13 protein-coding genes are annotated in these 12,385 nt (G+C 61.9%); 7 read left to right on the forward strand and 6 right to left on the reverse strand.

Annotated elements, in window-relative coordinates:
* The first annotated feature begins 839 nt into the window (after nt 1-839).
* The gene (locus BLT65_RS17420; RefSeq protein ID WP_091779436.1) at nt 840-1,466 is read left to right on the forward strand and encodes a glutathione S-transferase family protein; all 627 of its coding nucleotides are present in this window, start codon (nt 840-842) and stop codon (nt 1,464-1,466) included.
* Between the two features lie 7 nt (nt 1,467-1,473).
* Here the strand turns inward: BLT65_RS17420 and BLT65_RS17425 are convergent, their stop codons facing one another.
* From BLT65_RS17425 to BLT65_RS17450, 6 genes are all read right to left on the reverse strand, one after another.
* The gene (locus BLT65_RS17425; protein ID WP_091779438.1) at nt 1,474-2,553 is read right to left on the reverse strand and encodes a porin; all 1,080 of its coding nucleotides are present in this window, start codon (nt 2,551-2,553) and stop codon (nt 1,474-1,476) included.
* Between the two features lie 50 nt (nt 2,554-2,603).
* The gene (locus BLT65_RS17430; RefSeq protein ID WP_091779440.1) at nt 2,604-3,983 is read right to left on the reverse strand and encodes an MFS transporter; all 1,380 of its coding nucleotides are present in this window, start codon (nt 3,981-3,983) and stop codon (nt 2,604-2,606) included.
* 110 nt (nt 3,984-4,093) lie between these two features.
* The gene (locus BLT65_RS17435; protein ID WP_091779442.1) at nt 4,094-4,921 is read right to left on the reverse strand and encodes an alpha/beta fold hydrolase; all 828 of its coding nucleotides are present in this window, start codon (nt 4,919-4,921) and stop codon (nt 4,094-4,096) included.
* A 44-nt stretch (nt 4,922-4,965) separates the two neighbouring features.
* Nucleotides 4,966-5,994, reverse strand: a complete 1,029-nt coding sequence (locus BLT65_RS17440; RefSeq protein WP_091779444.1) for an aldo/keto reductase — start codon at nt 5,992-5,994, stop codon at nt 4,966-4,968.
* 28 nt (nt 5,995-6,022) lie between these two features.
* Nucleotides 6,023-6,505 carry an aromatic-ring-hydroxylating dioxygenase subunit beta gene (locus tag BLT65_RS17445; RefSeq protein ID WP_091779446.1) on the reverse strand — a complete coding sequence of 161 codons (483 nt, stop codon included), beginning with the start codon at nt 6,503-6,505 and terminating at the stop codon, nt 6,023-6,025.
* A gap of 3 nt (nt 6,506-6,508) precedes the next feature.
* The gene (locus BLT65_RS17450) at nt 6,509-7,771 is read right to left on the reverse strand and encodes an aromatic ring-hydroxylating oxygenase subunit alpha (protein WP_420852535.1); all 1,263 of its coding nucleotides are present in this window, start codon (nt 7,769-7,771) and stop codon (nt 6,509-6,511) included.
* A 113-nt stretch (nt 7,772-7,884) separates the two neighbouring features.
* Here BLT65_RS17450 and BLT65_RS17455 point away from each other — a divergent pair, with 113 nt between their 5' ends.
* The 6 genes from BLT65_RS17455 (at nt 7,885) to BLT65_RS17480 (ending at nt 12,233) form a co-directional block, all read left to right on the forward strand.
* Nucleotides 7,885-8,829, forward strand: coding sequence for a LysR family transcriptional regulator (locus tag BLT65_RS17455; protein ID WP_091779448.1), 945 nt, complete (start codon nt 7,885-7,887; stop codon nt 8,827-8,829).
* Between the two features lie 120 nt (nt 8,830-8,949).
* Complete coding sequence (locus tag BLT65_RS17460; protein ID WP_091779450.1) at nt 8,950-9,951, forward strand: 2Fe-2S iron-sulfur cluster-binding protein; 1,002 nt, start codon at nt 8,950-8,952, stop codon at nt 9,949-9,951.
* Between the two features lie 34 nt (nt 9,952-9,985).
* On the forward strand, nt 9,986-10,300 hold the full coding sequence (locus BLT65_RS17465; protein ID WP_042316773.1) for a non-heme iron oxygenase ferredoxin subunit: 315 nt from the start codon (nt 9,986-9,988) through the stop codon (nt 10,298-10,300).
* Between the two features lie 46 nt (nt 10,301-10,346).
* The gene (locus tag BLT65_RS17470) at nt 10,347-11,132 is read left to right on the forward strand and encodes an SDR family oxidoreductase (RefSeq protein WP_091779452.1); all 786 of its coding nucleotides are present in this window, start codon (nt 10,347-10,349) and stop codon (nt 11,130-11,132) included.
* Nucleotides 11,133-11,192: 60 nt separating this feature from the next.
* Nucleotides 11,193-11,450, forward strand: coding sequence for a hypothetical protein (locus BLT65_RS17475; protein ID WP_091779454.1), 258 nt, complete (start codon nt 11,193-11,195; stop codon nt 11,448-11,450).
* A gap of 54 nt (nt 11,451-11,504) precedes the next feature.
* On the forward strand, nt 11,505-12,233 hold the full coding sequence (locus BLT65_RS17480) for an enoyl-CoA hydratase/isomerase family protein (protein WP_091779456.1): 729 nt from the start codon (nt 11,505-11,507) through the stop codon (nt 12,231-12,233).
* The last annotated feature ends 152 nt before the right edge of the window (nt 12,234-12,385 follow it).

Consider the following 12,385-nt stretch of genomic DNA (forward strand, 5'->3'; position numbering starts at 1 on the left):
GGCGGCCGGCAACATGCCGCCCGCCGAATATGAAGTAACCAGCAAGAAAAGAGGGAAAGCAGAAAAAGTGTCCAGGATTACTTGACCACTTCAGCTCACACCGCCAACATTTCTTCTTGCCTGAGGGCCCCCAAAGGGTCCTACGCTTCACACGGCGGTGCCCTGGTTGGTGCTCGTTGCCAACGCTTCGAATGTACGCCTCACCCGCTTCGAATACCCGTACTCGGACAAGCGGCAGCGAATGGTATGTGCCGCCCAGGTGGCAAACTGTGTGTAGGTTGTCGCGTCGTACAGCGTGGCGCTCTTACAGGGTGGAACGCGTGCGCTATCGGTCCGGAGTGAGGCGTATGCGGCGCTACGGCCTACACACAGTTTGCCACCTGGGCGGCGGTGGAACGTCTGGCACGGCGCACCGCAACGCGGGTGCGTGAAGCGGGTGAGGCGCACATCCAGAGCGTTGGCAACGAGCATGGGTCACGTGATTGCCGTGTGAAGCGTAAGACCCTGTGGGGGCCCTCAGGCAAAAACAAAAACTGGCGGTGTGAGCCGCTTTCTTTTGCCTACTTTTCTTTGCGGCGGCAAAGAAAAGTAGGTGCCGCCCCGCACAGGGGCGACGCTTGAAGCACGCTAACAACACGCGGATGCCATCGCAAGTCCATGCACTCATACCGGACGATGCCCTCTCGCACGGGCCACGAGCGTTCGCGTTACGAGAAGAGTGAATTCTTCCACTGGCGAATTATCGAACACCTTCGCCCCACGTAGACTCGGTCGAACTTTCAATCGACGCATGCCGACACCGACCTCCTTCGGCAAGCAGTTAACATGTGGGACCTTGCATGAACATCACCGTGCATCACCTCGAAAACTCGCGCTCGCAGCGTGTTCTGTGGCTACTCGAAGAACTGGCGTTGCCTTATCAGCTCGTTCGCTACAATCGCGATCCGATCACTGGCCAGGCGCCGCCCGCCGTGAGCGGAATACATCCGCTCGGCAAGCTGCCGCTCGTTCAGGACGGCAACCTGACACTTGCCGAGTCGGGTTTGATCTTCGAGCACATTCTGGACGGTGCTGACGCAAAGATAGGCAGACCGGCTGAACCCGAGAGCGCTCGCCGGTATCAACACTTCATGCACTACGCCGAGGGCTCTCTGATGCCTCCGCTTTTCGCGCTTCTTGTTCTGGGGCGAATGGGCGAGGCGGGGCGTACGGCTGCGGCGGATGTGAGGCGTTCTTTCGAAGACCATCTCGCGTGGATGGATAGCGAATTATCCAGTCGACCATGGTTTGCCGGTGATTCGTTTACTGCCGTCGATATCATGATGAGCTTCCCGTTAGAGGCCGCCCGTCAACGCGGCGGACTCGATGACCGGTACGCAAATCTAAACGCCTTCCTGCATCGCATTCACTCGCGGCCCGCATACGGAGCCGCAATTGAAAGAGGCGGACCTTACGCGTTCGCGTGAGTACGCGTCAGAAGAAGTGATGCACGCCAATGCGAAACGCTGTCTGGTTCGGACTATCCGACGGCGCGAGCAACGGCATCGCTGCGTTTCCAACGCCATCCGCATGCTGGCAGGTCACTTGCGCGTACACCACGGTCCGCTTGGAAAGCGCATAGACATCGCCGACACCCAGTTCGGCGTAACGCGTTCCCGATAGCCAGGACAGGTAGCCGCCGAGTGTCACCGTGTTGGCTACCGTCACGTGATAGTCCGCGCCCAGTTCCGCCGTCCTCATTCGAGCCGACTGTGTCTGCGTCGAAAGATTGACTTGCGTCAGCACGCCGTGCAAGTCGAGTTCCGACGTCGCCTTGTAGAGCGCCGACAAACCGAAGATATCCTGAGTCCGCGCGACAAAGGTCTGACCGCCCGTCAGCGGTTGGCCGAGAAACGAACCCAGACCCAATCCCGACACGAGCGGAATCGCGTGATTGCGCCAGCTGCTGTACACCATCGATGCCCGCAACGGCCCTTGCGAGTACACGACATCCGCGCTCACGACTCGCCCCGGCTGCGTACTCGAATCGTCAAAACCATACATCCCGCTCGCCGTGAACCCATGAAGCGTCGGTGTCGTGTACTTGACCGAGTTATTGATCGAGTCGCCAATGATCCCCAGATTGTCGAGATTCGCCGGATGGAACAGATAGAACGTGTACTGTACGCTACCGTTCGAATTCACGCGCAGCGCGTCCGCGGCGAGATCGAGTTGACGCCCTAGCGTCAGTGCGCCGAAACGGTCGCTCGTCAGTCCAACCCACGAGAAGTGGCTGAATGCTTCCCCCGCGATTGTCCCCTGCCCCGTGTTCGACTTGAAGCCGTTTTGCAGCGCGAACACGGCTTTCAGGCCGCCGCCCAGATCTTCCACCCCACGCATCCCGTAGAAGTCCGGCACGGCGACGGGACCGAGCGTGGCCGTGCCATGCCCCATGTTATTGGTGTTGTATGTGATGCCTTCGTCGATGCTGCCGTACAACGTGACACTGCTTTGCGCGTGCGCGCCCGTTGCCAGCATGCCCGCCGCGAGCAGCGCCAGAGTCAGTTTTTTCATTGTGGATGTTCTCCTCCGTTGTTGTTTTTCCATGGCAGTGCCACGCTGTGCTACACGTCTTCGGGTAAAGGTTTGCCGTTGGTCTCCGGTAGAAACGGGGTAAGCGAGAGCCCGACGAGATAGATGAACCCCACCGTGACGGCCGCATGTCCATAACCGCCGAAGCGCGCGATCAGCGTGCCCGCGACGAGCGGACCCGACCACGCGAGCAGACGCGGCACGTTGAAGCAGAACGCGATCGCGGTGCCGCGAATACGCGTCGGGTAAAGCTCAGGCAACCAGGTCGGCATCCATGTGTACTGACCGAGGCTGAAGAAGCCCGTCACGGCCGAGACCAGCAGCAACATGCCGATGTCGTGCGTCCACATGAACAGCACGGGTGTCATGACGAGCGCCATGCCGAAGAACATGAACGTCACGCGCTTGCGGCCATAGGCGTCGGCGAGAAAGCCGAGTCCGATATAGCCGGCAATCGCGCCGACGTTGTACGCCATGCCCGCAAAGCTGGCCCAGCGCGGCGCCGACAGCCCCGCATGCGCAGCCACGGCGCCGATGTACGGCGGCACCCAGGTCGATATGCCCCACCAGCCGAGCGTGGTCGTCAGCGACATGAATACCGCGACCAACGTGCGGCGCCGCAGCTTCGGCACCGAAAACAGATCGACGAGCGTGAAGCGGCTCAGCGCTTCTTCACGGCCGGACACTGCGCCGCCTTCACGCTTGAGCGCGCGAATCCGGCGGCGGTCGTCGTTGACGCGCTCCCACTGCTCCGATTCCGGAATGCTCGAACGCATCCACAACGTGACGAGACCCGGCAACACGCCGAGCACATACATGTAGCGCCACGCCAGTTCACCTGTCTGACTCATGAAGAGCCACACCAGCGACGCGACGAAAAAGCCCATGCCGAGCCCGCATTGCATGAGCCCCGCGCCCTTGCCGCGATGACGGTCCGGCCAGAGTTCCGCGGTCATCGCCGTGCCCGTCGCCCACTCGGAGCCCATCGCGAGGCCGACGATAAAGCGCAGCACCGCGAACGACTCCCAGTTCCACGCGAACGCGCTCAGGCCCGTGGTCAGCGAATACGCGAGGATCGCCAGCATCATCATCCGCTTGCGGCCGATGTAATCGGTCAGCACGCCACCGACCAGCCCGCCCACGCCCCAGCCGAGCAGCGTCAAAGCGATGACGAGACCGGCGTAGAACGGAATCTGCGCATGCATCGCCGGTTCGAGCAACTGGTGCAGCGCGATGCCGACCGTGAGGATCAGCGTGTAGGTTTCGTAGCCGTCGAACAGCCAGCCGAGGTTGGACGCGGACAGCGCATTCCACTGCTGACGATTGAGCGAGCGATACCAGACTTGCGGCGTCACGCCGCTGGGCGCAGCGTCGGACGTGCGTTGACCGGGACTGCCTGCGGGGTGTTGCATGGGTTGTCTCCTTGTCTTGTTTTAATGCCGCGCGACGTGTGACGCCTGCGCAGTGACTGCATTACCGAACCACTTTTGGAGCGGACCGTTGAGGTCCGCAATGCCGCATATCAGCGTTCCGTTGCGTCCAGCAGCTTGTCGAGTTCGGCGATCACGATGTCGGGCGTTTCGAGCGGTGTCAGGTGACGCGCGCCTGGAATGACCGTCAGCGTCGATCTCTCGATGCCCGCATGCAATGCACGCGACATGTCCGGCGGCGCAGCGTAGTCTTCTTCGCCGACGATCACCGCGCATGGCGCGCGCACGTTCGACAGCAACGCGCGACCATCGAAGGCGCCCAGCATCCTGCACGTCGAGGCAAACGCATGCACGTCGTTGCGCAGAAACGTATCGACGCAGCGCTGCACGATATTCGGATGCGCCGCGCGGAATGCATCGCTGAACCAGCGTGTCGTCTGAAAGTCGACAAGGGGACCCAACCCGCCCTGCTCCGCCTTCACGGCACGCTGTTCCCAGTTCTGCGGTGCGGCCTCGCCATACCAGGCCGTCGTATCGATGAGGCCAACGGCGCGTGTCAGGCGCGGCCACGTCGCGGCGAATTGCAGCGCGACGCAGCCGCCCATCGACGCGCCCGCCACCAGCACGTTGTCGAAGCGGAATGCCGACACGACATCGTGCATGTCCTGCGCCATCTGCTCGACGCGATAGGGTCCGCGTGGCTTGTCGGATGCGCCGTGACCGCGCGCATCGACGGTCATCACGAGCGCGCGTTGCGCAAGACTCGCCACGACGGGCCGCCAGAAGTCGTGGTCCATGCCGAGCGAATGCACGAGCAGCACGCGTTGGCCGCTTTCGACATTGCCATGCACGCTGTATGCGATGCGCGTGCCGTCGCGCACACGGAGATGTCCCGAAACGACACCCTGCAAAACATCCATGAAAGCCCTCTCCACACGTTGCGCGTTGGCCGCGTTCGTCGCAGTCAGCTATGTCCGATCACGGGATGCGATTCGTACGGCGCTTCCAGTTCTGCGATCTCACCGGCCGACAGGATCACATCGAGCGCCGCGACGGCGTCGTCCACATGCCTGACCTTCGTCGCGCCGACGACGGGTGCCGTTACGCCCTTGTGCAACAGCCACGCGTATGCGAGCGTCGCGTGCCTGACATCCCTGCGTGCGGACAGCGCGCCCAGTTGCACGAGCACGCGCGCGTCGCTGTCGCGGCAGTAGTACTTCTGCGCGACGTCGTCGGTCTTCGCGCGCAACGTCGAGTCTTGCGGTGCTGCATCCGTCCGTGACCTGCCCGAAAGAAAACCACGTGCGAGCGGACTCCACGGAATCACCGCGACACCCTGATCGCGGCACAGCGGGATCATTTCGCGTTCTTCCTCGCGATAGGCGAGGTTGTAGTGGTTCTGCATGCTGACGAACGGCGTCCAGCAGCCGTTGTCGCGCGCAATCTGCTGGGCTTTGGCGAATTGCCATGCCGCCATGCTGCTCGCGCCCAGGTAGCGCACCTTGCCGGCCTTCACGATGTCGTGCAGCGCTTCCATCGTCTCTTCGAGCGGAGTCCCATAGTCGAAGCGATGAATCTGATAGAGGTCGATATAGTCGGTCCCGAGTCTTGCGAGACTTTGATCGACCGCGTGCAGGATGCGCTTGCGCGACAGGCCATCTGCATTCGGATGCTTCGGCGGTTTGGCGCCGCCCGCCGCGCCGCCCTTGAATGCCATCTCGACGGGATAGAACACCTTGGTCGCGATCACCGCTTCTTCACGGCGGCAGAACTCGCGCACGAACTGGCCTGTCAGCACTTCGGACCGCCCGGCCGAATACATGTCGGCGGTATCGAAGTAATTGATGCCGAGTTCGACCGCGCGCTGCACGATCGGACGTGAAGCGGCTTCATCGAGCACCCACGGCCGCCATTCCGGCGTGCCATACGACATCATGCCCAGCGCGATACGCGACACAGCGGGCCCGCTGTTGCCCAGCTTGACGTATTCCATCGTGACGTTTTCCTTGAAACCTGCCGCTTCAGATCGGATAGATGATCGAGTTGCGAATCCATTCGCTGTCGAACACGCAGTTGCGCGCCTTGAACTTCAGGCCGTCAGGCGTGCGCTGGATCGTGTCGATATAGCGGCCCACGTTGAAGAGCTCGGAAAACGAATCGCGCTTCGTACGCAGCACGAGATAGTTCGCGTCGGCGCGAATTTCGTTGTCGTCCGCCGACACGATGCGAGGCGCCGACACGATATGCCGCTGATAGTACGGATCGTGATAGAGCGTTTCGCGAACCCCATAGACGCGATCGAGCAGCATCCCTTTGCCTTCGAGCCACATGATGCAAAGCGGCAGCTTCGCGTCGAAGTTCTCGCGCGACTGAATGCGATAGTCGCAATGCTCGACGAAGAAATCGGGCCAACGCCCGAACTCGCCCGCATCGACACACGCGCTGTATTCGCTGTGCAACGTCATCACGTCGAGCAGGTCCGCCTTCGGATCGGTGTGCTGCATAGGTCAGATCTCCATCAGCTTGCGCCAGTACGCGTACATGCCGCGCAGCACGTTCTCGGTAATCGTGTGGTTCGACTCGCTCCAGTCGCGTCCGCCCTGCTCCGCGATCGTCGTGCGTGCCTTGTCGCCGCTGTCGTACGACTCCTGGCAGAATTCGAGCACTTCGCCATCGTCCGCGGACACGTAGCCGGCGGGGCCGAACATGTTGGCCTGACGCATGCGGCGCGTCTCCATCTCGGCGTCGTCGTCTTCGAAGCCGAAGTGCGTCCAGACGAAATCGAACGCACCCGTGCCGCGCGGAATGATCTGCCGCACCGACATGCTGTTCGACTGCTGTTGCACGATCAGATTGGGGAAAAGCGTCAGCATCACGACGGTGGGACCGTTCCACCAGTCCTCGCGCTCGATGTCGATGATGCGTTCGTCGTTCAGGTGCATGTCGTCCTTGAAGCTGTGCAGGCCTTCGCTGACTGCCCCCTTGCCCGTCGCTTCGCGCGTCGATTCCATCGCGCCGTGGCGGCCATGTGCGTCCGTCACGATGCGCGACTTCTGGTCGCCGCGAATCAGGCCGAACATCAGGAACCACGTATGCAGCAGGCCGACGTGATACGGGTCCTTGATGTTCTCCTGCATCAGCTTCCAGTTGCCGGGAATGCGCTGACGCGCGTGCCCGTGAATCTTCAGCTTGCGCCCGTCGAACGTGCGGTCGAAGTACGGCAGGATCTGCGGGCCGAGATAGTCTTCGAGCGGCTCCACGTCGTGATCGAACGAAGCGAAGATCACGCCGTGACGCACCGCCACCTTGAGTTTGTTCAAGCCATGATTGGCGGGACTGAAATCGGCAGGCATGCCGCCGCGCACTTCGCCATCCTTCTTGAGTCCGCGCCGGAACGGCACACCCGTCAGGTTGCCTTTGAGGTCGTAGGTCCACTGGTGATACGGGCAGAGGAATTCTTTGCGATTGCCCGTGCGCTCCCGGCAGAATGCTGCGCCGCGATGCGCGCAGATGTTCTCCACCGCGCTGACGGAACCGTCTTCGTTGCGCGCCAGAATCACAGAGCGCTCGCCGACCCATGTGCGTTTGAAATCACCCGCGTTCGGCAGTTCGGCTTCGAGACCGACGAAACTCCAGTGCGGGCCGTAAAAGATCCGATCGAGTTCGCGGCGATAAACCGATTCGTCGGTATAGACCCAGAACGGGATGCGGCTCGATCCCTCGCCCTTCCACTTCGGAACGAACGAAATCGGAACGGGTTCCATGCTCATGCGTTGTCTCCAGAGTCGTTCTTGCTGGACACATGATCTGCGAGACACCCCAGACGACCAATAAACGCCCGCGAATGGACGATATAATCGCCAGCAATATCAGGACGAGAGCGATGCAACTACGAGATCTGGACCTCAACCTGCTGCTGGTGCTCGCCGAACTCGTGCGCGAGAAGAGCGTGTCGAAAGCGGCGGAGAATCTCGGCATGTCGCAACCCGGCATGAGCAACGCGCTGAACCGTTTGCGCGCGTTGCTGGGTGACGATCTGCTGCTGCGCACGGGCCGCGGCATGCAGCCCACGCCTTACGCGGAACGCCTCGCCGAACCGCTCAACGAAGCGTTGCGGCTGATTCACGGCGTCGTCAATCTGGAGATGGACTTCGATCCCGCGCGGAGCAATCGCAGCTTCACCATTGCGATGACGGATATCGGCGAGATCGATTTCCTTGCGAACCTGATGCGGGCGCTCGAACGCGTTGCGCCCGATGTGTCGATCAGCACCGTGCGCAAAGGCGAGTCGAATCTGAAGGACGAGCTTGAAACGGGCGCTGTCGATCTGGCGATCGGCTGGCTGCCCGATCTGAATGCCGGCATGTTCCAGCGCCGGCTGACCGCGAGCCAGTACGTTTGCGCGTTCCGCAAAGGCCATGCACTCGACAAGGGCAGCATTACGCTGGAGGAATTCGCACGCGCCGATCATCTCGTCGTGCTGGCGCCGCATACCGGGCACATGATGATCGAGCACGATCTGGGACGCCTCGGCGTGCGTCGCAACGTAAAGCTGCGTATCCCGCACTTCGCCGCTGTCGGTCATATCCTGAGCGAGACGGATATGATCGCCGCGCTACCGGGACGGCTCGTGAACCACAGCATCGTGCCGTTCAATCTCGCGTGGGCGCCGTTGCCTATCAAGCTCGACCCGATACCCCTCAATGTCTTCTGGTCCGCCAAATATCATCGGGACCCTGCGAACCAGTGGCTGCGCGCGATGATGTTCGATACCTTCAGCGAAGGCGCGCCGCACGTTTCGCCCGATCAGGCCGTGCCGCTCCCCTGAAACGGCGACCGTCCGCTCATATTCAGCGGGCGAATATCGTCCATTCCCGTCACGTAGTTCCTGCCCGGCAGCCTCCCCCTTAAGATCGGCGAAAACCAGATCTCGAGGCGGGAGACATTCATGCAGTTGCACGTGCAACCCACCGGACAGTCGATCAGCTTCGCGTCCGGCGACAATCTGCTCGACACCCTGCGGCACGCGAATGTGCCGATCTCCTATAGCTGCTCTGCGGGCCGCTGCGGAACCTGCCGCTGCAAGCTGATTGGCGGAGCGTTGCAGGTGGGAAGCGAGCGCGTCGATCCATCTGCGCAAGACGTGCTTGCTTGCCAGGCGACGCTGACAAGCGACTGTACGATCGAAATTCCGGAGCCAGACGAAGTCGTCGTGCATCCGGCCCGCATCCTCAAGGGCATCGTCGAATCGGTCGATGCACCTGTACACGATGTACGCATCGTGCGATTTCGCACCAACCGTCCCCTGTCGTTTTCACCCGGTCAGTTCGCGACGCTGCAGTTCGCGCCAGGCCTCGAACGGCCGTATTCGATGGCTTCCGTCGAAGGCGACGATCTGCTCGAATTCCATATCCGTATCGTGCCGGGCGGACGTGTCAGCGAACACGTCGCGCAAGTGCTCAAGGCAGGCGACACCGCGCGTATCAGCGGCCCGCTCGGCACCTCTTATCTGCGCCGCACGCATGACGGCCCCATTGTTTGCGTCGGCGGCGGCACGGGGCTCGCTCCCGTGCTGTCGATTACACGCGCGTCGCTCGAAGCCGGCAATCGCCGTCCTGTGCATCTGTATTTCGGCGTGCGCTCGGAAGCCGACCTGTATGGCGCGCGCACGCTTGCCGATCTTCAGCAGCGATATCCGAATCTGCGCGTGCAGATCGTCGTCGCGAGCGGTCCCGCACGCGAAGGGCATCGCGCCGGACTCGTTCCCGATGCGATCGGCGCCGACTGGGCGCACAGCGACGCGTTGCGCGATTTTCGCGGCTACGTCTGCGGCGCGCCGCCGATGGTCGAAGCCGTGACGGCAGCGCTCGTCGCGAAAGGGCTGGAGCCAGCACGCATCTACGCCGACGCCTTCTTCGCGCAACCACAAGCCGTCGCACAGCCGGCGTGACATCACAACATCCATTTCAATCAGGAGACACCCCATGACGGAAGGCTGGATCGATGTAGCAGCACAGGCCGACCTCCCCGACAACGACGTCATCGCCGTCAAGGCCGGCGGGCGCGAAATTGCGCTGTATTCGGTCGACGGCGAGGTCTACGCAACCGACAACATCTGCACGCACGGACACGCGCGGCTGTGCGACGGCTTTCTCGAGGGCGGTGAGATCGAGTGTCCGTTGCATCAGGGACGCTTCGACGTGCGCACGGGCAAGGCGATGTGCGCGCCGCTGACGGACGACCTGCGTTCGTTTCCCGTCAGGATCGTCGATGCCCGCGTGATCGTGCAGATCGACTGAGGGGCTTCGCCTGCATCGGCGGCAACAGCATGTCTTGGGAGACAACATGGAATTGAACCTGAAGGACAAGGTCGCGATCGTCACGGGCGGCAACCGCGGCATCGGCGCGGGCGTCGCACGCCAACTCGCGCGGGAAGGCATGCGGCTCGCACTGGTCGCGCGCGATGGCGACAAGCTCACTGCGATGGCTAACGCATTGCGCGAATCGAGCGACGCCAGTGTGCTGACCATCGCTTGCGATTTGCGCGAGCGCGAGGCGGCAGCGTCGGTGATCGAGCGAACGCTCGCGCGCTTCGGGCATCTCGATCTGCTCGTCAACAACGCGGGCGCCACGCGGCGCGGCGATTTCTTCGAACTGACCGACGATGACTGGGAAGATGGTCTCGCGCTCAAGCTGCATGGCTACGTGCGCATGACACGCGCGGCATGGCCGCAGCTCGCGAACACGCAGGGCACGGTGGTCAACATCGTCGGCGTCGGCGCATGGACGGGCATCGGCGAGTTCACGATTGGCGGCGTCGTCAACGCCGGCCTGATGAACTTCACGAAAGCGATGGCCGACCTCGGCAAACGCGACGGCGTTCGCGTGTGTGCAGTCAATCCCGGTCGCATCAGGACGGATCGCCTCGAACGCAACATCGCGCGCATTGCGCAGAACGAAGGCGTTGCGCCGGAAGTCGCCACGCAAATGCTGCTCAACGAGTGCGGGATCAACCGGTTCGGCTCGCCCGATGAAATCGGGCAGGCGGTTGCGTTCATGGCGTCTGACGCGGCATCGTTTGCGCAGGGCGCCATTCTCGACATCGACGGCGGCGAAACGCGCGCGATCTGACTTCACTTCAATGGCGGAACCCGCGCATGGCAGCGCTTCCCGCCTCGACCAGGAAGGACAATGAATTTGAACCTCGAAACGGACGGTGGCGTGTTCCACCGCCGCGAAGCGCCCGATGGCGCGCTTGCAGTTCGACTTTCGCGCCTGCCCGATTTTTTCGACCACGGTACAGCCGATACCGATGAATACGACGCGCGCGACGCGTGCAACTTCGTCGGCTTCGTCGAGCTTTTCTATCTCTGGTGTTGTGTTCACGGAGCGAAAGAAACGTCGATGTCGCGTTTCGAATTATCGGCGACGCGTCTGGTCACGCTTTAGCGATATGACGTGCGCAGCATCTCGATTCTCAAGACCATTTAGCCGGCGGAGCACATGACCGAATTCACCGTCTCGAAGAACGGCAGCGAATGCCAGATCACTTTTGTTCAGCCTGAGGTCGGCAATACGCTGAGCTTAAGCGGACTGCATGCGTTATCTGATTCGATCCGCGATGCGGGCCATGACCCTGCGATCAAGATCATCCGGGTCCGTGCGACGGGCGCCAATTTTTGCGGCGGTCGGGCCGCCAGCCCAGCACCGCAGACTCCACTGACGTCAGAACAGTTTCGGCGCACGGTGGCAGATCCGATTCTCGGCGTGTATCGCGCGTTGCATGAGAGCGAGGTTCCCGTGATTGCCGAAGTACAGGGCGATGCGCGTGGCTTTGGCTGTGCGCTCGTTGCTGCGTGTGATCTCGCTATTGCATCGGACGAGGCGAGGTTCAGTCTGCCGGAGATGCAGAAGAACCTGCCGCCGACGTTGGTGTGGTCCGTATTGCGGTATCGCGTTCTGCCGAAGGCGGCGGCTCATATGATTTATCTGGCCGATGCTGTCGATGCCAGGACGGCGCGGGAGTGGGGGTTTGTTGCGGAGGTGTTGCCTGCTGGCAGGCTGGCCGCGCGCGGTGATGCGATTAGTGCGTCTATTTGTTCGCGCGAGCGGATTGTGCTGAGCGCGCTCAAGGCGTATTTCCGGGAGATCGTGATGCCGCAGTTTTCGTTGGCGAGTGAGACGGCTGGGTTGATGTTGTCATCGGTGATGACGTCGATGGGCGATAAGTGATTATCGCCGGGGTGGGTTTGGTTTGGTTTGGTTTGCTTTGCCTTTGCGCTGGCATCCGCGATTCGTTAGCGTGCTTCACGCGTCGCCCCTGTGCGGGGCGGCACCTACTTTTCTTTGCCGCCGCAAAGAAAAGTAGGCAAAAGAAAGCGGCT

Source organism: Paraburkholderia steynii, assembly GCF_900100565.1.
Lineage (GTDB): Bacteria > Pseudomonadota > Gammaproteobacteria > Burkholderiales > Burkholderiaceae > Paraburkholderia > Paraburkholderia terrae.